The sequence below is a fragment of the Nocardioides astragali genome (assembly GCF_024436375.1).
GTDB classification, from domain to species: Bacteria; Actinomycetota; Actinomycetes; order Propionibacteriales; family Nocardioidaceae; genus Nocardioides; species Nocardioides astragali.
Window position 1 is genome coordinate 1 of sequence record NZ_JAFMZM010000008.1, and the last position, 20,659, is coordinate 20,659.

The following is a 20,659-nucleotide window of genomic DNA, read 5'->3' on the forward strand; positions in this document are numbered from 1 at the left end:
TCGCGGGCGGTCTTGCGTCCCTTGGCGTGCTGCTTCTCGACCGCCTTCGCCGAGCCCGCGTGCACGGCCTCGTCGAGACGACGCTCCAGGTCGGCGAGCTTGCCCGCGGTCGTGTGGATGTCGATGCTGGCGTCCTCGCCCGGCTGTGCACTCACGCGATGGCCTCCTCGGTAGATCCCTCTGGTTCCGTGCGGCAATCTAGTGCCCATGAGCGAGTCGCCGGCACCGCGCCCACCCATCGACGCCGCGCGGCTGGTCGCCCCGACGGGCTGGCGGATCGAGGTGGAGGACGCAACCCCGTCGACCAACGCCGCGCTTGGTGAGCGCGGCCGGGCAGGAGAGAACCCCGGCCTGGTGCTGGTGACCGAGCACCAGACCGCCGGTCGCGGCCGGCTGGACCGCGTGTGGGAGACACCACCCCGCGCGTCGCTCACCTTCTCGGTGCTGCTGCGCCCCGACGTGCCTGCGAGCTCGTGGTCGTGGCTGCCCCTGCTGACCGGGTACGCCGTCCAGGCCGCGCTGGCCGACCGGCTGCCCGACATCGGCCTCAAGTGGCCCAACGACGTGCTGGTGGACAGTGGCGAGCTGGGCGCCGGACGCAAGGTCGCCGGCATCCTCGTCGAGCGGATCGACACCGACCGAGGGCCGATGGCGGTGGTCGGGATCGGCATCAACGTCGACCAGACGCTCGACGAGCTCCCGATCGCCCTCGCCACCTCGGTCGCCCTGGAGACCGGTGAGCCGGTCGAGCGGACCGGGCTGCTGAGCCAGGTGCTGGGGTCGCTCCACGGGCTCCAGGGGCTCCTCGACGACACCGCGGCGCTTCGCCGGGCGTACGCCGACGTGTGTGTCACGCTCGGCCGCACGGTCGACGTCCACCTGCCGGGAGGGGACGTACGACGCGGGCAGGCGCTGGACATCGACGCGACCGGCGCGCTCGTGGTCGGCACCGACGAGGGCACGCTCACCGTGGCCGCCGGCGATGTGGTGCACGTCCGGCCAGCCTAATGACATGATCGGCGCGTGGCCTTTCCGAGCAAGCTCCTCAACGAGGGCGAACGCGTCGTCGTCTCCACCCGGACGCACGTCAAGGCGCTGATCCTGCCCGGACTCGCGCTCCTCGTCGCCCTGGCGATCGCCCTCTTCGTCGCCGGCCTGGTGGAGAGCTCCGTCGCGGACCTCGTGATCTGGCTGGTGTTCCTCGCCGCGGTGGTGTGGTTCCTCGCCGGGCCGCTGCTGCGCTGGCTGACCACGACGTACACCTTCACCACCCGCCGCTTCATCAAGCGCTCGGGCTTCATCGCCAAGGAGGGGCGGACGATCCCGCTCAACCGGATCAGCGGCGTCGACTTCGAGATCGGCGTGATCGACCGCATCTTCGGCTGCGGCACCCTGGTCGTCTCCGACGCGAGCACCGACGGCAGCGTCGAGCTGCACGACATCCCGCGTGTCGAGCAGGTCCAGCTCCAGGTGTCCGACGAGCTCCACCGCCTCGCCGGTGGCGACCGCAGGGACGATGGCGCCTGAGGGGGAGCGGGCCCCGGGAGAGCAGCTCGACGAGGCGATCCTGCGCAGCGCGCCGGAGTTCAACGCGCTCGAGGTGGCAGCCGAGACAGGGGTGACCATCGAGGAGACCCGGCGGCTCTGGCGAGCCCTGGGCTTCCCGGAGTTCGTCGGCGAGAAGGCCTACACGGCCGCCGACGTCGAGGCCGTGGCCACGTTGATGAGCTTCGTCGACGCGGGGGCCGTCGACTTCGACACGGCCGTCAACCTCACCCGCGGGGTGGGCCAGACGATGGCGCGGCTCGCGGACTGGGAGGTCTCCACGCTGGTCAGCCGGGTGGAGGAGATGGAGGCGAGCGAGGAGGCCACCGGCTCGCGCGTCGGGTCCGCCCTGCGCCTGATCAACGAGGTGAACCCGCCGTTCGAGCGGCTGCTCGTCTACGCCTGGCGCCGCCACCTCGCCGCGGCGGTCGGCCGGATCGAGGCGATGGGCGCCAAGGACGAGGACCTCCACACGATCGACGTGACGGTCGGCTTCGCCGACCTCGTGTCGTTCACCGCGTTGTCCAACACCCTCGACCGCGACGAGATCGGCGACCTCGTCGAGGTCTTCGAGAGCCGCTGCCAGGACGTGGTCGCCCGCTACGGCGCCAGGATCATCAAGAGCCTCGGCGACTCGGTGCTGTTCGTCACCGGTGGCGCCGAGGACGGCGTGGCCGTCGCGGAGGGGATCATCAACGTCATCGGTCGCGACGCGAAGATGCCGGACGTACGACTGGGACTGGCGAGCGGACCGGTCGTCCAGCGGCTCGGCGACATCTTCGGGCCTCCCGTCAACATGGCCGCACGGCTGACCCAGGTGGCGCGCCGCAACCGGCTCATCGTCGACCAGAACACCGCCGACCTCCTGCCGGCCTCGGAGTGGGAGAGCAGACGCCTCCCGGCGCGGCCCGTGCGGGGGTTCGGGCTGGTCGAGCCGGTGGCTGTACGACGGCGCTGACGCCGCTCGTGAGCGTGGAGGTGGACCAGACCACTTGGCCCCTTTTCGCTGATTCGGACCATCCGGCGTGCTCGGCGTCCCTACCTTCAGCGGGTGTTGGCTGTCCAAGACGTACGACTCGACCCGTCCACCCGGCAGGTGTGGCGAGGCGACCGCGAGATCAGGCTGTCGCGCAAGGAGTTCCAGCTCCTGCACGCGCTCATGACGCGCGCCGGTGACATCGTCACGCGTGTGGAGCTGATGGCGGACGTGTGGCAGACGTCGTTCTACACCAACTCCAAGACCATCGACGTCCACCTCGGCTGGCTGCGTCGCAAGCTCGACGACGACCCCCGCCACCCCACCCTGATCACCACGCACCGCGGACGCGGCCTGCGCTTCGAGACCGCGGCCCGCACCGTCGTGAGCTGAGCCGGCGCCCGCCGGTCTCCAGGCGCGTGCCGCCCTTCTATAGGCTCCGGTCGTGTCCTCGACCGGTTCGCACCGTGCTCCCACGCTCGCCGTCATCGGGGGTGGCCAGCTGGCCCGGATGATGGCCCAGCCCGCGATCGCGCTGGGGCTGCCCCTCCGGCTCCTGGCCGAGGCCGACGGTGTGTCCGCCGCGCAGGTGATCCCCGACCACCTCGTCGGCGACTACACCGACCTGGCGACCCTGCGCCGGGTGACCGAGGGCACCAGCGTGGTCACCTTCGACCACGAGCACGTGCCGACCGAGCACCTGCACGCGCTCGAGGCGGACGGGATCGCCGTACGCCCCGGGCCGGACGCGCTCGTGCACGCCCAGGACAAGGCGGTCATGCGCCGCCGGCTCGCGGAGCTCGACGTGCCCTGCCCCCGCAACGCGGTGGTCACGTCACCCTCCGACGTCGAGGCGTTCGGCCTGCCGTGCGTCCTCAAGACCACCCGCGGCGGCTACGACGGCAAGGGCGTCTGGGTGGTCCGTGCCCTCGACGAGTCCCAGGCTGCCTTCGACGCCGCTGCGGCGGCCGGCGTGGAGGTCCTGGCCGAGGAGCTCGTCGACTTCCGGCGCGAGCTCTCCGCCCTCGTGGCCCGCGCCCCCAACGGCCAGGCCGCCGCCTACCCGGTCGTGGCCTCCACCCAGCTCGACGGCATCTGCCACGAGGTCATCGCCCCCGCGCCGGACCTCTCGCCCGCCCTGGCCGGTCAGGCGCAGGAGATCGCCCTGCGCATCGCCGGTGCGCTCGACGTCACGGGCATCCTCGCCGTCGAGCTCTTCGAGACCACCGACGGCCGGATCCTGGTCAACGAGCTGGCGATGCGCCCCCACAACACCGGCCACTGGACCCAGGACGGCGCCGTGACGTCCCAGTTCGAGAATCATCTCCGCGCCGTCATGGACCTCCCGCTGGGTTCGCCGGCCCCGCGCAGCCGCTGGACCGTGATGGTGAACATCCTCGGTGGCCCCACCGACACCGGGCACCTCTACGACGGGCTGCCGCACGCGATGGCCCGCGACCCGCAGCTGCGGGTGCACTTCTACGGCAAGGACCTCCGCCCCGGCCGCAAGGTCGGGCACGTCAACGCCTACGGCGACGACCTCGAGGACTGCCTCGAGCGCGCCCGGCACGCCGCTGCGTGGTTCCGAGGCGACCTCGGGAACGACAGCGAGTGACCGACAGGGAATGACCGACAGCTTTGACCACCAGGAGAGTGAGCCCATGAGCGACCAGGACCCTCGACCGAGCGAGAAGCTGGACCGGCCCGTGCGCGTGGGCATCGTGATGGGCTCGGACTCCGACTGGCCCGTCATGCAGGCCGCGGGCGAGATCCTCACCGAGCTCGGGGTGACGTGGGAGGCCGACGTGGTCTCCGCGCACCGGATGCCGACCGAGATGATCGAGTGGGGCCAGCAGGCCCACACCCGCGGGCTGTCGGTGATCGTCGCCGGAGCGGGGGGAGCGGCCCACCTGCCCGGCATGCTCGCCTCGGTCACGCCGCTGCCGGTGATCGGGGTGCCGGTTCCGCTGAAGTACCTCGACGGCATGGACTCCCTGCTCTCGATCGTGCAGATGCCGGGCGGCATCCCGGTCGCGACCGTCGCCATCGGCAACGCCAAGAACGCCGGCATCCTGGCCGCGCGGATCCTCGCGACCAGCGACCCCGAGCTCCAGCAGCGCCTCGTGGACTACCAGGCCTCGCTCGCCGAGACCGCCCACGCCAAGGGCGACGTCGTACGCCAGGCCTCTGGCGGTCCGCGGAGGCTGGGCTTCTGACGGACCGCCCGGCCCCGGCCCGCCTCGTCGCGATCGACGTGGCACGCTGCCTGGCGCTGCTCGGCATGGTCGCGACGCACGTCCTGGACGAGCGGAGGGCCGACGGGTCGCTCACGGCGGCGCAGTGGCTGGCCGGGGGGCGTGCCTCTGCTCTCTTCGCCGTGCTGGCCGGCGTCAGCATGGCTCTCGTCACCGGGCGCCGGCACCCACTCGCCGGTGCGGCCCGGGGGCGCGCGTCGGCCGGGCTGGTCGTGCGCGCGGTCCTGGTCGGGGCACTGGGGTTGCTGCTGGGCACCCTCGGCACCGGGATCGCGGTGATCCTCACCTACTACGCCGTCCTCTTCGTCCTCGCGCTGCCGTTCCTGGGGCTCCGCGCGCCGACCCTGGCCGCACTGGCGGTGGGCTGGATGGTGGCGGCTCCGGTCCTCTCCCACGTCGTGCGTCCCGAGCTTCCCGAGCGAGACTTCGCGAGCCCCACCCTGCAGCAGCTGCTCGACGACCCGTCGGGCCTGCTGGCCGAGCTGACGTTCACCGGCTACTACCCGGCGGTCCCGTGGCTCGCCTACGTCCTCACCGGGCTGGCGGTGGGGCGTCTGGACCTGTCCTCGCGGCGTACGGCATCCCTGCTGGCGCTCGGTGGCGGACTCCTTGCGGTGGGCGCGACGGTGGTCTCGCGGATGCTCACCGCCAGGCCGGAGGTCCAGCGGGCACTGCTCGACGATCCGCCGGCCACCGACGCCGACGCGGCCGCCCTGCTCGAGCGGATCGCCGAAGGCCTCCCGGGCAGCACGCCGACGGGGGGCGCCGGTGAGTGGTTGCTGGTCGTCGCGCCGCACACCGCCACGCCGTTCGACCTGGCGCAGACCATCGGCTCGGCGCTGCTCGTGGTCGGCGCCGCCCTGCTCCTCGTCGGCGCGGCGCGCCCGGTTCCGCGGCACGCGGTGGCGGTCTTCTTCGGCGCCGGGACGATGACGCTGAGCCTCTACTCGCTCCACGTCGTGGCCCGAACGCCCGGCCTGCTGCCCGACGCGCTCCGCGACAGCTACCTCTTCCACGTCCTCCTGCTGCTCGGCACCGGCCTGATGCTGACGGCCGCCGGGCTCCGGGGTCCGCTCGAAGCCACCGTCGGAGGGGTCGCGCGGACGGTCGCCGGGCGGCCTCAGACACGCCCTAGGCTCGACCCATGACGACTCGATGGGGCATCGCAGGCACTGGCTGGATGGCAGCGTCCTTCCTCGACGACTTCGCCCACGTCCCCGACGCCGAGCTCGTCGCCGTCGGCAGCCGGACCCTCGAGCGGGCGCGCGCCTTCGCCGCCGAGCGCGGCGGCGAAGCCATGACGTACCCCGACGTCGTCGCGGCCGACCTCGACGTGCTCTACATCGCCACCCCGCACCCGCAGCACCGCGACCTGGCCCTCGCCGCGATCGCCCACGGCACCCCGGTGCTCGTCGAGAAGTCGCTCACCGCCACGCTCGACGGCGCCCGCGAGGTCGTGACCGCGGCGCGCGAGGCCGGCGTCTTCTGCATGGAGGCCATGTGGACCCGGCTCCAGCCCGCCGTGCTGGCGGCGCGCGAGCTGGTGGCTGCCGGCGAGATCGGTGAGGTCATCTCCGTGCACGCCGACTTCGGTGCCCATCGGGTCTACGACCCGGTCCACCGGCTGTTCGCCCCGGAGCTCGGCGGCGGCGCCGTCCTCGACCTGGGCGTCTACTGCATCTCCCTCGCCCAGCACTTCCTGGGGACTCCCAGCCGGGTCACCGCCACCGGTTCGCTGTTCCCCAACGGCGCGGACGCCAGCGCCTCGCTGCTCCTGACGTACGACGACGGGCGCGCGGCCACCCTCGCAGCCTCCCTGCAGGCGACCACCGGCCGGCGGGCGACGCTCGTCGGCACCCGGGGGTCGATCGAGATCGGTCCGGAGTTCTACCGGCCCACCCAGCTCGTGGTGCGGCGCGAGGGTGATCCGGCAGAGGTGCTCGAGCTGCCGGCCGTCGGTCTCGGCTACTCCCACGAGATCGTCCACGTCGGCGAGTGCCTGGCGGAGGGACTGACCGAGAGCCCGGTGGTGCCCCTCGACGACACCCTCGTCGTGCAGTGGGTCATGCAGGAGGCGCTGGGCCAGCTCGGCATCACGCCGGCCGAGGGCACCGTCCCGGGCCTGTCCGGAGCCCGCGTCTAGTTGTACCCGGTCAGGACGTTGGTAGCGGCGAGCCTGGTTGAACAAGCGAGAACCTCCGAATGGGATGTGGCTTGTCTAAGGCCCACTCCAACCCGGAGGTTCTCGTGTCCCACGCTAGTGCCCGGCTCACCGTTCATGGTCGCCGACTGATCGTCCAGCGCCATCAAGCCGGCTGGCCCCAAGCCCATATCGCTGCCGCCATGGGCGTGTCCCGCAAGTGCGTGAAGACCTGGCTCGACCGCTACGCCACTGAAGGCGAAGCCGGTCTGACCACGCGCTCCTCGCGACCACATTCGATGCCGACCAGGACCAGTGACGAGGTGGAGCAGGAGGTCCTGGCTGCCCGCGCCGAGCATCGCGACGGCCCCGACGTCCTCGGACCCAAAGTCGGGGTTCCCGCACGAACTGTGTCGCGGATCCTGCGCCGCGACGGCGTGGCGTATCTGCGCGACTGCGACCCGATGACAGGTGAGCTGATCCGGTCCTCGAAGCAGACCGCGGTCCGCTATGAACGTGACCGACCCGGCGAGCTGGTCCACATGGACGTCAAGAAGATCGGCCGCATTCCCGACGGCGGCGGTTGGCGAGCACACGGCCGTGGAGCCGACTCGATCCAACGCGATCGGTCCACCAAGGTCGGTTACGACTACGTCCATTCGCTGGTCGACGACCACTCACGACTGGCCTACAGCGAGATCCTGACCAACGAGAAGGGCACTACGTGCGCCGAGTTCCTGCAGCGCGCGATCGACTACTTCGCCGCTCATGGCATCACGCAGATCGAGCGGTTGATGACAGACAACGCTTGGGCCTACCGCTACTCCCTGCGAGCACTTTGTGCCGAAAACGGCATCACTCAGAAGTTCATCAAGCCTCACTGCCCTTGGCAGAACGGCAAGGTCGAAGACTGAACCGCACTCTGGCGACCGAGTGGGCCTACCGGCAGGTCTTCAGCAGCAACGACGAGCGTGCCGCTGCCCTTGCACCCTGGCTCGAGTACTACAACACTGAACGCCGCCACAGCGCACTCAAAGGACTCCCGCCAATCAGTCGACTGCTACCAACCTGATGGCCGGGTACATCTAGTCGGTCACGCGCCCCCGCAGGGCCTTGGTCTGGCCACGCTCCTTCTTGGCCCGCAGGCGTCGCTCCTTCGCGCCCCGGCTCGGCCTGGTGGGGCGCCGTGGTGGAGGCGGCGGTGCCAGGGCCTCCCGCAGGAGCTCGGCCAGGCGCTCGCGGGCGGCCACCCGGTTGCGGTGCTGTGAGCGGTGCTCCGAGGCCGCGATCGAGACGCGGCCCTCGGGCCAGCGGCGCAGGGCCCGCGACCGCTGCGTGTCGCTGAGTGCCGAGGCGGTGCGGAGGTCGAGCTCGAGCTCGACGCGCGAGTCGGTCGTGTTCACCGACTGGCCGCCTGGCCCCGGCGACTTCGAGAACCTCTCCACCAGCTCGGCCGCCGGCACGACCAGGCCGTCGGGCAGTCCCGGGCCGGAAGGGACGTGGAGGTCGCGCATACCCCCATTGTGGCTTGACGCGCTGCCCCACGAAGGGCCAGCGTCTGCAGACATGGGCGAGGAGATCGTGGGGGTGGTGGGTGGCGGCATCCTCGGACTGGCCGTCGCGCGCGAGCTGGGGCGACGCCGGCCCGGGACGCGGGTCGTCCTGCTGGAGAAGGAGCGCAGTCTCGCGGCCCACCAGACGGGCCACAACTCCGGCGTCGTGCATGCCGGCATCTACTACCGGCCCGGCTCGCTGAAGGCCGAGCTCTGCAGCCGTGGGCGCCACCTGCTCCGCGACTTCTGTGCCGAGCACGCCGTTGCCTACGACGAGTGCGGCAAGCTCGTCGTCGCGATCGACCGCGACGAGCTGGGCCGTCTGGACCTCCTCGAGCAGACCGCGTCGGCCAACCGGGTCCCCGGTCTGCGCCGGGTCTCCGGCGACGAGATCCGCGACGTGGAGCCTCACGCCGCCGGGCTGGCGGCCCTCCACTCGCCGGCCACGGCGATCACGGACTACGTCGCGGTCGCGCAGGCACTGGCGGCGGAGGTCGTGGGGGCCGGCGGGCAGGTGCGGCTCGGAGCCCCGGTCCGCGCCATCGAGCGACGGGCCGGCAGGGTGCACGTGCGGGTCGGGGGCGCTGCGGACGCGCCCGTCGTGGTCGACCGGCTGGTCGTCGCCGCCGGCCTGCACGCCGACCGGCTGTCCGCGCCACTGGACGGGCAGGCCGGCCCGCGGATCCTGCCCTTCCGCGGCGAGTACATGACGGTGAGCGCCGCCAAGCGTGACCTGGTGCGCGGCATGGTCTACCCCGTGCCCGACCCGCGCTACCCGTTCCTCGGCGTCCACTTCACCCGACGGGTCACCGGTGAGCTCGAGGTCGGGCCCAATGCGGTCCTGGCCACCCGGCGCGAGGGCTACCGCCGCCGCGACGTCTCCGCGGGCGACCTGCGCGACATCCTCGGCTGGCCCGGCTTCTGGCACCTGGCCCGCGCTCACTGGCGTACGGGCGCGATGGAGGTCCGCGGCTCGCTCTCGCGGCGGGCCTACATGGCGAGGGCGCAGCGCTACGTGCCGGGGATCGGCGCCGACGACGTCGTCCGGGCCGGCAGCGGCGTACGCGCCCAGGCCGTGGAGCGCGACGGCAGCCTGGTCGACGACTTCCGAATCACCGGCTCGGACGGCATCACCTGCATCCGCAACGCCCCGTCGCCCGCCGCGACCTCGAGCCTCGCGATCGCTGCCCACCTCGTGGACCGGATCTGGGGAGCGACGGGCTGACCCGCGCCGGGATCAGAGGCCCCGGCGCCGCCACTCGATGGCCGGGCAGGTGTCCATGACCATCGGCACGCCGGCCGCCGTCGTGCGCTCGAACGCGTCCTCGTCGATCACGCCGAGCTGGAACCACACGCCCTCGGCCCCGACCTCGACGGCCTGGTCGGCGAACTCGCCGGCCGCCGACGAGCGGCGGAAGACGTCCACCACGTCGATGGGGAAGGGCACCTCGGCGAGGGTGGCGTACCCCTGCTCCCCGAGGACGGTGGGGGCGTCGCGGTCCGCGAACACGGGGTGGATGGGCACGATGCGCTTGCCGCGCCTCTGCAGCAGCGACGCGATCGTGTACGCCGTGCGCGCCGGGTCGCCGGAGAGGCCCACGACCGCCCAGGTCTCCAGCTCGTCGAGCATCCGGTCGATCGTCGCCCGGTCCTGCCAGGACCCCCGGTCCGCAACGGTGTCAGGAGTGGCCATGCCCACACCGTAACGACTCCTCCGAAAAGGATGGACGTCCTAGAATTCGGCGCATGAGCGACTACCCCCTCTACGCCCTCTCCGAGGAGCACCAGGCCATCCGCGAGGCCGTGCGGGCCGTCTGCGACGCCAAGATCGCCCCCTTCGCGGCCGCCGTGGACGAGGAGGCGCGCTACCCGCGCGAGGCTGCCGCCGCGCTGCTCGCGTCCGACTTCCACGCCCCGCACGTGCCCGAGGAGTACGGCGGCGCCGGGGCGGACGCGCTCGCCACGGTCCTCGTGATCGAGGAGGTCGCCCGCGCGTGCGTCTCCTCCTCGCTGATCCCGGCGGTCAACAAGCTCGGCTCGCTGCCCGTCCAGATCGCCGGCTCGGAGGAGCTGAAGCAGAAGTACCTCGGGGCGCTCGCGCGCGGGGAGGGCGGCTTCTCCTACTGCCTCTCCGAGCCCGACGCGGGCTCCGACGCCGGTGGCATGAAGACCCGCGCCGTGCGGGACGGTGACGAGTGGGTGATCGACGGCGTCAAGCGCTGGATCACCAACGCCGGCGAGTCGGAGTTCTACACCGTCATGGCCGTCACGGACACCGAGAAGCTGACCCGCGGCGGCATCTCCGCCTTCGTCGTGGAGAAGTCGGACAAGGGCGTCTCGTTCGGTGCACCGGAGAAGAAGCTGGGGATCAAGGGCTCGCCGACGCGCGAGGTCTACCTCGACAAGGTCCGCATCCCTGCCGACCGGATGATCGGCGAGGAGGGCACCGGCTTCGTCACGGCGATGAAGACCCTCGACCACACCCGCGTCACCATCGCCGCCCAGGCGGTCGGGGTCGCGCAGGGTGCCCTCGACTACGCCCTCGACTACGCCAAGGAGCGCCAGCAGTTCGGCAGGTCGATCGCCGAGTTCCAGGGCCTGCAGTTCATGCTCGCCGACATGGGCATGAAGGTCGAGGCGGCCCGCCAGATGACGTACGCCGCCGCTGGGCGCTCCGAGCGTGGCGACGACGACCTCACCTTCTTCGGCGCGGCCGCGAAGTGCTTCGCCTCCGACGTCGCGATGGAGGTCACCGTCAACGCCGTGCAGGTGCTCGGCGGCTACGGCTACACCCGCGACTACCCCGTCGAGCGGATGATGCGCGACGCCAAGATCACCCAGATCTACGAGGGCACCAACCAGGTCCAGCGGATCGTGATGGCGCGCCAGCTGCTCAACGGGGTGCAGAGCCAGCTCTGAGCCTCCTCTTGGCCTCGGGGGCGACCTCGTACGCTCGTCGGGTGACCACCCGCCTTCGCCGCGCGACCACCGGCGTGGCCGTCCTCGCGCTCGCGGCTGTGGCCGGCTGCAGCTCCGACGACCCCGACCAGGTGGCGGCCGGGCACTCGCACGCCGGCGGCGGCATGGTCTCGATGGCGGTCGGTGACGGTACGCGGGTCTCCGAGGTGGGCTACTCCCTGAGCGGGTTGCAGGTCCGCGAGCGGCCGAGCGGCATCGGCGAGGTGCGGTTCCGGATCGAGGACGCCGACGGCGACCCGGTCACCGACTACGTCGAGGAGCTCACCAAGGAGCTGCACCTCTACCTGGTCAACGACGACCTCACCGTGTTCCGGCACCTCCACCCCACGCGGGCCGAGGACGGCACGTGGACCGCGCCCTTCGACGTACCCGATGCCGGCGGCTACCGCGTCGTGACGGAGTTCGTGGCCGTCGACGAGGGCGGCAACGGCGACCACGTCGTGCTGGGTCGGCGTCTGGCCCTGCCGCCGGGGGACCCGGGCGACACCGTCGCCGGGGACCGGGTCGTCGACGTCACCGCGTCGCAGGCGCCGGCAACAGGACCCGACGGCGTGCTGCGGCTCGTCGTGCGCGACGCCGACGGACGGCCGGTGAGCCTCGGCACCTACCTCGGCGCCTACAGCCACGTGACCGGGTTCCACACCGAGACCGGCGCCATGGTGCACCTGCACCCGCTCGACGCACCCGAGGTCACCGAGGACGGCGCCGAGCTGACCTTCCACGCCGACATCGCGCAGGCGGGCGACTACCGGCTCTTCGTCCAGGTCCGCGTCGACGGGTTCCTGCACACCGTGCCGGTCGAGCTCACGGTCGCACCGTCAGCCTGACCGTCGTCACGGGGTTCTCGAAGCGGCTCAGCGCGATGCTGACCTGCACCTCCCACTCGCCGGCGCGCGGCACGACCACCTCGCCGCGGTAGGTGCCGGCGCCGATCGGCCGCACCGTCACCTCGCCGACATCGAGGCCCTCGGTGCGGAGCTCGACCACTGGACTCGTGGGTGGGTCGTAGGGCTCGCCTGCCGCGTCCTGCACCTGGACGAGGAGCGTGTTGCTGCCCTTGCGGCGGGGGTCCATGACCGCCAGGACGCGCAGGTCGCCGGCGGTCGCGGCACCGACCCCGGTGGCACCGGACGCCACGGTGACCGGCGCGGGCCGCGGCGACCGGTTGACCATCACCCCGGTGACGCACAGAAGTGCCACCAGGAGGACGGCCTCGACCCGGACCGTACGAGTCACCGCGGCGGCCGCCCGCTCGCGGTCGCCGAACCCGGCCGCGCGCCGCACCGCGGGCAGGACCCGCCAGCGGTTCCAGCCGCCGACCCCCGCCACGACCAGCGCGATCGCGATCTTCGACAGGAGCAGCCAGCCGTACGCCGTCTCGACCAGGCCCGCCCAGGACCCGAGGATCCGCCAGGCCAGGAACGTGCCGGTCGCGGCGACCGCGAGGAGCACGCCACCGGCGAGGGTGGAGAAGCGGGCCAGGGTCTGCGCGGCCAGGACCTCGCGCCCGGCCAGCGCGCGCATCGTCAGCACGAGCCCGACGAGCCCGCCCAGCCAGATGGCGCCTGCAGTGACGTGCAGGACGTCGGCCGCGACGAGCAGCGATGACGGCGTGAAGGCCCGGGAGTGCCCGACGACGGAAGGCCCGACCAGGGCGACCAGGGCGCCGCCTCCGAGCAGCCACCCGGCTGCCCGGTCGGGCGGAGCGTCCGACGAGGCCCCCACTGCCACGCCGAGGCCGACCAGCACCAGCGCGGCGCCCAGCAGCTCGTTGGCGACCTGGCCGGGGTCGAAGGCGGAGAAGACGCTGCCCAGCTCGATCCCCTGACCGTAGACCGAGGCGACCGGCACGTGCAGGACGGCGCCGACGACGCCCGCCCCGGCGGCGTACGCCAGCAGCCGGCGGAGCCGGCCCCGGACCTCGGTGCCCTGCCAGGACCGGGGGAGGACCAGGGCGAGGAACAGGGCGAGGCCGGCGGCCACCAGCAACCCGGCGAGCGACACCACCGTGAGCACGTCGCGCAGCACCCGCACGACGGCCGAGGAGGTCTCCGGTCCGGGCGCCGCGGTCACCGAGGCGCTCGGGGCGCCGACGGAGAAGGTCAGCGCACCCGAGATCGGATGGCCGTCACTGGACAGGACGTTCCACGAGACGACGTACGTCCCCTCGGGCAGGTCGGCGGCACCGGTGAGGTCGACCGTGACCTCCTCGCCGCTCGCGCCGGCGGAGGACGGGACCGGATCGCCCGTCGCGTCGTAGACCGCGATCTCCTGCGAGGTGAGCCGCACCGGCTCGTTGAAGGTGAGCGTCACCGTCTCGGGAGCCGATTCCAGGACGGCTCCCTCGGCCGGGTCGCTGTCGACGAGCTCGGCGTGTGCGGAGGCCGGGGCCCCAGTGGCCACCACGAGCCCCAGCGCGAACAGGAGGGGGGTCGCGAGCGCGACCAGCGCGGTGGTCACCGGGCCGAGGACCCGGTGCCACCACGGTGGTCGCGCCGGCGAGGTCACGAGGTCGTACGCGTCCGGGCCAGGGCGAGTCCGCCGGCAGCCAGGCCCAGCAGGCCGGCGGCGAGACCGGCCCAGCCCAGTGCGTCGGAGCCGTCGTCCTCGCCGTCCGCAGCGTCAGCGGCGCCGGCTGCCGCAGCCGACCCGTCGGCGTCGTGGGACTCCTCGGCGGACCCGGCGGTCTCCTCGCCGTGGCCACCCTCGTCGCTCGCCGGGAGGATCTCGAAGGCCGGTGCCGGGCTCTCGAGCTCGTCGCTGTCCTGCCCCTCGGCAGGAACCTCGGTCCAGGCGGTCTCACCCTTCTGGCAGGTCTGGATCGTCGGGAACGCGAGCGTCTCGCCTGCGGCGTCCGGCACCTGGAAGGACAGCTCGAAGGTGTCGCGCTGACCCTCGGGCAGGGGCGTGGTGGCCGTGTAGACGACCGAGGCGGTGCGCTCGGTGGCCTCGTTGCCGTGGGCGTCGGTCACCGGCTCCTCGAGCTGCTCGATCCTGGGCTCGACCTCGTAGAGAGGGTTGCGGGTCGGGGTCACCGAGAGCACCGACTCGGGGACCTGGATCTCGATCTTCGTGGTGGGTGAGCCCTCACAGCCGTGCGGCACGCTGAACGTGGCGACCGTGAAGGCGCCGGCCGAGGCGTCGGACACAGTGGCGCTGACGTGGGCGCTGGCGGGGGACACGAGCGAGAGGGCGATGGCCGCGGTGGCGGCGGGGAGCACGCAGAGGCGCGTGAGGGTGCGGGCGGACATGTGGGTGGACATGATTTCTCCTGGGCGTCGGTGCGGGTCTGGGGTCGTGGACCCACCCGAACCCGGTCCGGGCTCAGGTGGGTAGAACGACCAGCGGAGGCCCGCGACGGGGCGACACCAGGAGGTGCGGGAGGGCGGCGTGCCGGCGCGCATCGGTGCGCCGGCGCAGTGGCGCGGACAGGACCGGGACCACGGCTCGGCGCGGGAAGGAGACGACGTACGACGCGGCACGCCGCCCGGCCCACCACAGGACCGCGGTGAGCACGGTGACGAACAAGTGTGCCCCGACCATCTGCCAGGTCCAGCCCGGGTCGGGGCCCGCCGAAGCGTGGTGCGTGTGATCGGCGACGAGGCCGAACGACTCGTGCAGGCCCAGCTGGCCGGCCGCGACGACCGGGAGCAGGGCCCACACGGGCACGTCACGCGTGAAGAGCAGGAGCCCGGCGGCGAGCACGACCGCCGTGACGAGCACCAGGCCCGGTGCCGTCGGGACGGTGCCGCCTGCCCAGGTGTGCGCGGCGAGGGCGCCGGGCACGACCACGACGGTCGCTGCCACGGCGCGCGCGAGGGCGTACGGCGCACGCGTGCGCTCCACCTTCGGCCCGTTGCTCACGCCGACATGGTCTCAGAACCGGCGCGGGTGGCGGCCTACCAGCCGTGCGACCGTCCGGGGCGCCGGTAGTCGGCGTGGCCGTGCGGGGGTGCGCACGAGCGGCCGTGGCGGATGGTGACGAACATGAGCGGGAAGATCAGCAGCCACAGCGGCGCCTCGGTGATCATGCTGAGGACGATGAGCAGGGCCAGCACCGGGAGCAGCGGCACCCGCCTCCGGCGTCCGCTCCGCTGCTGGGGCGCGCGCACCGGCTGGGAGGCCACCTGCGGACGCGGGAGGTCGCTGAACAGCACCGCCAGGTCGGCGCGGGTCCGCGCGGTCCAGATGGCGTCGAGCCGCTCGTCGTACTCCTCGTGGTCGAGCCGCCCGTCGGCGTAGTGCATGGCGAGGTCGGCCATGGCGCGCTCACGGTCGCTGTCGGCGATCCGCACACCAGGGTCGGGCGCGCTCATCGCTCGCCGTCCCGTCCGTCCGCGAGGATGCCGTAGAGGCGTCGCCGGGTGTCGACCAGCACGTCGAGGGCCGCGCGGCGCTGCTGCTCCGAGCCCTGCGTGCCGAGTTGCCACACGGCGCTGACGACCTGGCCGATCTCGCTCTTGATGTCCGCATGGCCCGAGGGCTGGTCGCTGGGCGGCTGCTCGGTGCGGACGAAGGGCGCCCAGACCGACGCGAGCTCGTCGGTGTTGTCCTCGGCCCAGGCGACGCCCTGGTCGGTGAGCCGGATGGTGCGGCGCCCGCGCTCGTCGTCGGACTCCACCAGGCCCTCGTCCTGGAGCTGCTGGATCGTCGGGTAGACCGACCCGGGGGAGGGGCGCCACTCACCGTTGCTGAGCTCGGAGATCTCCTGGATCACCTGGTAGCCGTTGATCGGCTCCTCGGCGGTGCGCGCCCGGTGCAGCACGTCGATGATCGCGGTGCGGACGTCGCCGCGGCGCACCTTGGGCCCGCGCGCGGGCGCGGTCTGCGCGCCGGCGGCGAAGCCGAAGATCTCGCTCAGCCACGGCGGGGGACCGCCGCGGCGGGCGGCACCCGAGCTCCAGGTGTTGCTCCAGCTGCCGCCGCGGTCGGGGCGGTGGCCCGAGCGGCGCTCGGGCTCGTTGTCGTCGGGCCAGTCGGCTCCGGGCCAGTGGTGTCCCATGTCGTGCGCTCCCTCGGGATGTTCGGGTGGATGTTCGGTGTGGATGTTCGTGATCTATCGCAGACCTATCGGTGACGTATCGCGATATATCGCGAGCGTACGCCTGCGGAAAGACACGCACAAGGGCGGGCGAGGGGGTGCGCCGAGCGGTGAAGGACCTAGCGGGCCCGGCCAGTGGGCGTGCAGGCCGCCTTGGGCACGGTGCTGTCGTTGATGATCGCCTTGAAGAGTGCCGGGGCCCGGTCGGGGTCGGCGATGATCCGGTTGGGATCGCTGGGCGCGGACAGGTTCGGCATGGTGCAGGTCTGGCTCTTGCCCGTCATCGCGAGGGCGAACTTGCCCAGGTCGACGGGGTTCATGCCCTCGTCGACGCGGATCGCGCCTGCCCCGGCTTCGTTGAGCCTCCAGTAGCGCACCGGGTTGAGGAACGTCCACGGCGTCAGCGCCTCGTCGCCGATCGCACCGATCACCTCGCGCTGCCGGGCCACGCGGTCGAGGTCGCTGAGCGCGGTGACGTGACGAGAGCGGGAGTACGCCAGCGCGGTGAGGCCGTCGACCTCCTGGCAGCCCTTCTTGATGTCGAGGCGCGCCAGCGGGTCCTTCATGTCCTGCTTGGGACAGATCTCCACGCCGCCGAAGGCATCCACCGTGTTGATCACGCTGCCGAAGCCGAGCTCGACGTAGTGGTCGATGTGGATGCCGGTCAGCGCCTCCACCCGCTGGGTGAGCAGGGGTGCCCCGCCGCTGGCGAAGGCCGCGTTGATCATCTGGGTGCCGCCGTCGGGCACCTCGACCAGGGTGTCGCGCGGGATCGACATCATGGTCCGACCGCCCGAGCCGGTGTGCAGCACGATGATCGTGTCGGTGTTCGTGCCGCCGCGCTCCGGGGTGTCGAGCGACTCCCGCTGCTCCTTGGTGAGGTCGTCGGCCTTGTCGGAGCCGACGATCAGGTAGTTGGTGCCGGGCTGGTCGTCGGGGCGGTTGCCGTCCGGCTCGGCGTCGACCTTGTCGATCGTCGTCCAGTGGTAGAGCGGGACGCCCGCGAGGTAGACCAGGATCAGCAGGAGCAGCAGCGGGATGAGTCCCAGCCGGAAGCGGGGGCGCCAGCGGCGCTTCTTCGGCCGGGGCGGCGGTGCCGCCGCGGGCGTACGGGTCCCGCCGGGCGGCTGTCCACCCGAGCCGCGTGCGTCGCGGCGTGCCACCGGCATCACCCGCGTCTCGTCCGGGCGCGCGGCACCCTGGGCCGGGACCTGCTGGGTGGCGTCGCCGGGCGGAGTCTGCGACTTGCTCCCGTACAGCCAGTCGTACTCGGGTGTTCCCTTCTCGGGCATTCCGGAGCCCTGCGGACGATCAGCCATGGGAACGGACGCTACCGTGCCGCGCATGAGCGAGCGCAGCGAGCGAGTCGTCCGGCACGCCGCGAGCGAGCCGCGACCCACGTCGTACAGCCGGGTCAGCCTGGGCATCATGGCCCACTCGAGCGAGGCCAACCTGCTCGGCAACGTGCACGGCGGCGAGATCATGAAGCTCGCCGACTCGACCGCCGGCGCGGTGGCGCACCGGCACAGTGGCGGTCCCGCGGTCACGGCCGCCATGGACGAGATGACGTTCCTGGCACCCGTGCACGTCGGCGACATCATCAAGACCTACGCCCAGGTCAACTGGGCGGGCACCTCGTCGATGGAGATCGGGGTCCGCGTCGAGGCGCAGCCGTGGGGCAACGCCTCCGACGAGCCGGTGCACGTGGCCAGCGCCTACTTCGTCTTCGTGGCCATCGACGAGGAGGGCCGGCCGCGCCCGGTGCCGCCCCTGGAGACCGAGACCCCCGGTGACGTACGCCGTCGGCGCGAGGCCGAGATCCGGCGCGCGCACCGGCTGGCGCGCAAGACCGAGATCGACGAGGGCAGAGAAGGATGAGGGAGGGATGACCCGCTGGACGCACGTGCGCACCGAGCGGCTCTGGCTGGACGAGCCGGTCGACGGCGACGCCGACGCTCTTCTCACGATCCACCGTGACCCGGCCTCCTGGCGCCACTTCCCCTCGGGTGTGGTCACCGATCCGGAGGCGGGTCGCACGATGGTCGGCGCGAGCCGCCGGCGCTTCGAGCGCGACGGCCTGGCGTACTGGTCGATCCGCGACGCCGCGGACGGCCCCGTCATCGGCCGCGGCGGTTGCTCGGTGCCCGACGAGGGGCTGGGGGAGCCGGGCTGGTGGAACCTCTACTACCGCTTCGACCAGCGCGTGGTGGGCCGGGGATATGCCACCGAGATGGGTCTCGCCGCCCTCGACGCCGCGCACGACGTCGCGCCCGAACGTCCGGTGCTCGCCTACCTGCTCGAGCACAACCACGCCTCGCGCCGCACCGCGGAGAAGGTCGGGCTGCGGCTGGTGTGGCGCGGGCCCGACGCGGACAACCCGGACCCCGCTGCGGTGCGCCTGGTCTACCTCGACCGGGACCCGGACGACGCACTGGTCGACGCCCTGGACGCCGTCGGTATGCCCCGGCAGGGCCTGCTGGGCTGACCTGTCCTTCACGGCGCGTCGTGGCGCGGTGGGGCGGGTGTGACTGGTGATACTGGACGAGCTGACTTCCCCCAGCTGAAAGGCCCCCGATGCCGCCCGTCCCGCCCCCCGGGTCGCACCAGATGCGGTTCACCACGCTCGACCGCGCGCAGCGCGTCCGGTTCCGTCGCGCGGTGACGCTGATGCTGATGACCTTCGTGCTCCCGGGGTCCGCGCAGCTTGTGGCCGGCAGCCGCCGGGTGGGACGCATCGCGCTGCGCACCTGGCTCGTCCTCCTCGCCCTGGGCACGCTCGCACTGGTGTCGACGTACTTCTGGCACGGCGTCGCCTTCTGGGCCGGCACCAACACGACGCTCCTGCAGGTCCTCCGCCTGGGACTGATGGCCCTGGCCGTCGGCTGGGCCTACCTGTTCCTCGACGCCTGGCGCCTCGGCCAGCCACTGACACTGCAGCGCCAGCACCGGCTCGCCATCGTCGGCGTCAACGGCTTCCTCTGCTTCAGCGTCGCCGGCGCCCTGCTCTTCGGTGCGCACGTGATCGGCGTGCAGCGCCAGTTCATGATCTCGATGTTCGGCGACGGCTCGGCGGTCGGCGCCCACCACGGGCGTTTCAACGTGCTGCTGATGGGCGGCGACTCCGGAGCCGGTCGGTGGGGCCTGCGGCCGGACGCCATGACCGTGGCCAGCATCGACGCCGAGACCGGCAGGACGGTGCTCATCTCCCTGCCGCGCAACATGCAGAACTTCCCCTTCGCCGAGGGCTCGGTGATGGCCGAGCAGTTCCCCGACGGCTTCGACGTGGAGGGCATGTACCTCAACGGGCTCTCCACCTGGGCGCTCGACCATGCCGAGCTGTTCAAGGGCTCCGAGAACCCCGGTGTCGACGCCACCATCCAGGGCGTCGAGGGCATCACCGGCCTGGAGATGAACTACTGGGCGATGGTCAACCTCGAGGGCTTCAAGGACCTCGTCGACGCCGTGGGGGGCGTCGAGCTCAACGTGCGCCAGCCGATCCCGGTGGGGCTGCCCCACGAGGAGTCCTTCCACTACATCGAGCCCGGCAAGCGCACGCTCGACGGCCACGACACCCTCTGGTTCGCCCGCGCGCGTGAGGGCTCCGACGACTACTCGCGCATGGCCCGCCAGAAGTGCGTGATGAGCGCGATGCTGCAGCAGGTCAGCCCGCAGGCAGCGCTGCGCAACTTCGAGGAGATCGCCGGCGCGAGCTCGGCGATGGTCTCCACCAACGTCCCGCGCGGGGAGGTCGACCGCTTCGTCGACCTGGCGCTGAAGGCGAGGAGCCAGAAGATCGCCACGTTGTCCCTGGTCCCGCCCATGATCAACACGGCTGACCCCGACATCGAGCTCATCCACCAGAAGGTCGCGGCCACGATCGCGAAGGCGGAGGGGCGCGAGGCGGAGCCGGACACCGCCGAGGCGGCGCCGGACACGGCCGAGGCAGCACCCGACACCAGCAGCGAGGCGAGCTCCGAGGCTCCGAGCTCGACCGCGCCCGAGCAGACCGGGGGCGGGGCCCCCACCCCATCCGCGCCGAGCACACCGAGCACGCCGCCCGCGGTCACCGGAGGCTCGATCGGCTCGCTCTCGCAGGGCTACGCGGCCAACCAGTCGGAGGACCTCGGCGCCGTGTGCTGAACGCCGCCGGTTCACCCCTAGTGTGTACGC

The 20,659-nt window shown here is 72.2% G+C and carries 22 protein-coding genes and 2 pseudogenes; 15 read left to right on the top strand and 9 right to left on the bottom strand.

Annotated features, from left to right (window positions below):
* Window positions 1–209, bottom strand: a pseudogene (locus tag J3P44_RS23410) (hypothetical protein); the annotation flags it as partial.
* On the opposite strand from J3P44_RS23410, the gene J3P44_RS23415 reads away from it, so the two are divergent.
* The 9 genes and pseudogenes from J3P44_RS23415 (at window position 208) to J3P44_RS23455 (ending at window position 7,988) form a co-directional block, all read left to right on the top strand.
* On the top strand, window positions 208–1,008 hold the full coding sequence (locus tag J3P44_RS23415; protein ID WP_255892927.1) for a biotin--[acetyl-CoA-carboxylase] ligase: 801 nt from the start codon (window positions 208–210) through the stop codon (window positions 1,006–1,008). The pseudogene J3P44_RS23410 and the gene J3P44_RS23415 sit on opposite strands and share 2 nt — an antisense overlap.
* A 15-nt stretch (window positions 1,009–1,023) precedes the next feature.
* Window positions 1,024–1,527 (top strand): PH domain-containing protein, encoded by a 504-nt coding sequence (locus J3P44_RS25675; RefSeq protein WP_255892928.1) that lies wholly within the window; start codon window positions 1,024–1,026, stop codon window positions 1,525–1,527.
* Entirely contained in the window at window positions 1,517–2,503 is a 987-nt protein-coding gene (locus J3P44_RS23425; RefSeq protein WP_255892929.1) for an adenylate/guanylate cyclase domain-containing protein, read from the top strand. Before J3P44_RS25675 ends, J3P44_RS23425 begins: the two co-directional genes overlap by 11 nt.
* 93 nt (window positions 2,504–2,596) lie before the next feature.
* Entirely contained in the window at window positions 2,597–2,914 is a 318-nt protein-coding gene (locus J3P44_RS23430; protein ID WP_255892930.1) for a winged helix-turn-helix domain-containing protein, read from the top strand.
* A 52-nt stretch (window positions 2,915–2,966) separates the two neighbouring features.
* Complete coding sequence (locus tag J3P44_RS23435; protein ID WP_255892931.1) at window positions 2,967–4,136, top strand: 5-(carboxyamino)imidazole ribonucleotide synthase; 1,170 nt, start codon at window positions 2,967–2,969, stop codon at window positions 4,134–4,136.
* Window positions 4,137–4,182: 46 nt separating this feature from the next.
* Window positions 4,183–4,737: a 5-(carboxyamino)imidazole ribonucleotide mutase gene (gene purE / locus J3P44_RS23440; protein ID WP_255892932.1), complete on the top strand. Its 555-nt coding sequence runs from the start codon at window positions 4,183–4,185 to the stop codon at window positions 4,735–4,737.
* A gap of 32 nt (window positions 4,738–4,769) precedes the next feature.
* Window positions 4,770–5,924, top strand: a complete 1,155-nt coding sequence (locus J3P44_RS23445) for a heparan-alpha-glucosaminide N-acetyltransferase domain-containing protein (protein ID WP_255893103.1) — start codon at window positions 4,770–4,772, stop codon at window positions 5,922–5,924.
* Window positions 5,921–6,919, top strand: a complete 999-nt coding sequence (locus J3P44_RS23450; protein WP_255892933.1) for a Gfo/Idh/MocA family protein — start codon at window positions 5,921–5,923, stop codon at window positions 6,917–6,919. Before J3P44_RS23445 ends, J3P44_RS23450 begins: the two co-directional genes overlap by 4 nt.
* Window positions 6,920–7,023: 104 nt before the next feature.
* A pseudogene (locus J3P44_RS23455) lies at window positions 7,024–7,988 on the top strand (IS481 family transposase).
* Window positions 7,989–8,001: 13 nt separating this feature from the next.
* Here J3P44_RS23455 and arfB read toward each other — a convergent pair.
* Window positions 8,002–8,430, bottom strand: a complete 429-nt coding sequence (gene arfB / locus J3P44_RS23460; protein ID WP_255892934.1) for an alternative ribosome rescue aminoacyl-tRNA hydrolase ArfB — start codon at window positions 8,428–8,430, stop codon at window positions 8,002–8,004.
* A gap of 52 nt (window positions 8,431–8,482) precedes the next feature.
* Between arfB and lhgD the strand changes: the two genes are divergently transcribed.
* Window positions 8,483–9,694: an L-2-hydroxyglutarate dehydrogenase gene (lhgD, locus tag J3P44_RS23465; RefSeq protein ID WP_255892935.1), complete on the top strand. Its 1,212-nt coding sequence runs from the start codon at window positions 8,483–8,485 to the stop codon at window positions 9,692–9,694.
* Between the two features lie 12 nt (window positions 9,695–9,706).
* Here the strand turns inward: lhgD and J3P44_RS23470 are convergent, their stop codons facing one another.
* On the bottom strand, window positions 9,707–10,162 hold the full coding sequence (locus J3P44_RS23470; RefSeq protein WP_255892936.1) for a CoA-binding protein: 456 nt from the start codon (window positions 10,160–10,162) through the stop codon (window positions 9,707–9,709).
* 53 nt (window positions 10,163–10,215) lie between these two features.
* Between J3P44_RS23470 and J3P44_RS23475 the strand changes: the two genes are divergently transcribed.
* Both J3P44_RS23475 and J3P44_RS23480 read left to right on the top strand, forming a co-directional pair.
* Window positions 10,216–11,388 carry an acyl-CoA dehydrogenase family protein gene (locus J3P44_RS23475; RefSeq protein ID WP_255892937.1) on the top strand — a complete coding sequence of 391 codons (1,173 nt, stop codon included), beginning with the start codon at window positions 10,216–10,218 and terminating at the stop codon, window positions 11,386–11,388.
* Window positions 11,389–11,429: 41 nt separating this feature from the next.
* Window positions 11,430–12,275: a DUF8832 domain-containing protein gene (locus J3P44_RS23480; RefSeq protein ID WP_255892938.1), complete on the top strand. Its 846-nt coding sequence runs from the start codon at window positions 11,430–11,432 to the stop codon at window positions 12,273–12,275.
* Here J3P44_RS23480 and J3P44_RS23485 read toward each other — a convergent pair.
* From J3P44_RS23485 to J3P44_RS23510, 6 genes are all read right to left on the bottom strand, one after another.
* Window positions 12,253–13,908, bottom strand: coding sequence for a copper resistance CopC/CopD family protein (locus J3P44_RS23485; RefSeq protein WP_255892940.1), 1,656 nt, complete (start codon window positions 13,906–13,908; stop codon window positions 12,253–12,255). The two genes, J3P44_RS23480 and J3P44_RS23485, sit on opposite strands and share 23 nt — an antisense overlap.
* Before the next feature lie 44 nt (window positions 13,909–13,952).
* Window positions 13,953–14,711 carry a YcnI family copper-binding membrane protein gene (locus tag J3P44_RS23490; RefSeq protein WP_255892941.1) on the bottom strand — a complete coding sequence of 253 codons (759 nt, stop codon included), beginning with the start codon at window positions 14,709–14,711 and terminating at the stop codon, window positions 13,953–13,955.
* Window positions 14,712–14,772: 61 nt separating this feature from the next.
* A complete protein-coding gene (locus J3P44_RS23495; protein ID WP_255892942.1) occupies window positions 14,773–15,312 on the bottom strand; it encodes a hypothetical protein in 540 nt (179 codons plus the stop codon).
* Between the two features lie 35 nt (window positions 15,313–15,347).
* On the bottom strand, window positions 15,348–15,764 hold the full coding sequence (locus J3P44_RS23500; RefSeq protein WP_255892943.1) for a DUF1707 SHOCT-like domain-containing protein: 417 nt from the start codon (window positions 15,762–15,764) through the stop codon (window positions 15,348–15,350).
* Window positions 15,761–16,450 carry a PadR family transcriptional regulator gene (locus J3P44_RS23505; protein ID WP_255892944.1) on the bottom strand — a complete coding sequence of 230 codons (690 nt, stop codon included), beginning with the start codon at window positions 16,448–16,450 and terminating at the stop codon, window positions 15,761–15,763. Before J3P44_RS23505 ends, J3P44_RS23500 begins: the two co-directional genes overlap by 4 nt.
* Before the next feature lie 158 nt (window positions 16,451–16,608).
* Window positions 16,609–17,808, bottom strand: coding sequence for an LCP family protein (locus J3P44_RS23510; protein WP_255892945.1), 1,200 nt, complete (start codon window positions 17,806–17,808; stop codon window positions 16,609–16,611).
* A gap of 25 nt (window positions 17,809–17,833) precedes the next feature.
* Between J3P44_RS23510 and J3P44_RS23515 the strand changes: the two genes are divergently transcribed.
* The 3 genes from J3P44_RS23515 (at window position 17,834) to J3P44_RS23525 (ending at window position 20,629) form a co-directional block, all read left to right on the top strand.
* Window positions 17,834–18,367, top strand: coding sequence for an acyl-CoA thioesterase (locus tag J3P44_RS23515; RefSeq protein WP_255892946.1), 534 nt, complete (start codon window positions 17,834–17,836; stop codon window positions 18,365–18,367).
* Window positions 18,368–18,374: 7 nt separating this feature from the next.
* Window positions 18,375–18,974: a GNAT family N-acetyltransferase gene (locus J3P44_RS23520; RefSeq protein WP_255892947.1), complete on the top strand. Its 600-nt coding sequence runs from the start codon at window positions 18,375–18,377 to the stop codon at window positions 18,972–18,974.
* A 122-nt stretch (window positions 18,975–19,096) separates the two neighbouring features.
* Window positions 19,097–20,629: an LCP family protein gene (locus J3P44_RS23525; RefSeq protein WP_255892948.1), complete on the top strand. Its 1,533-nt coding sequence runs from the start codon at window positions 19,097–19,099 to the stop codon at window positions 20,627–20,629.
* The last annotated feature ends 30 nt before the right edge of the window (window positions 20,630–20,659 follow it).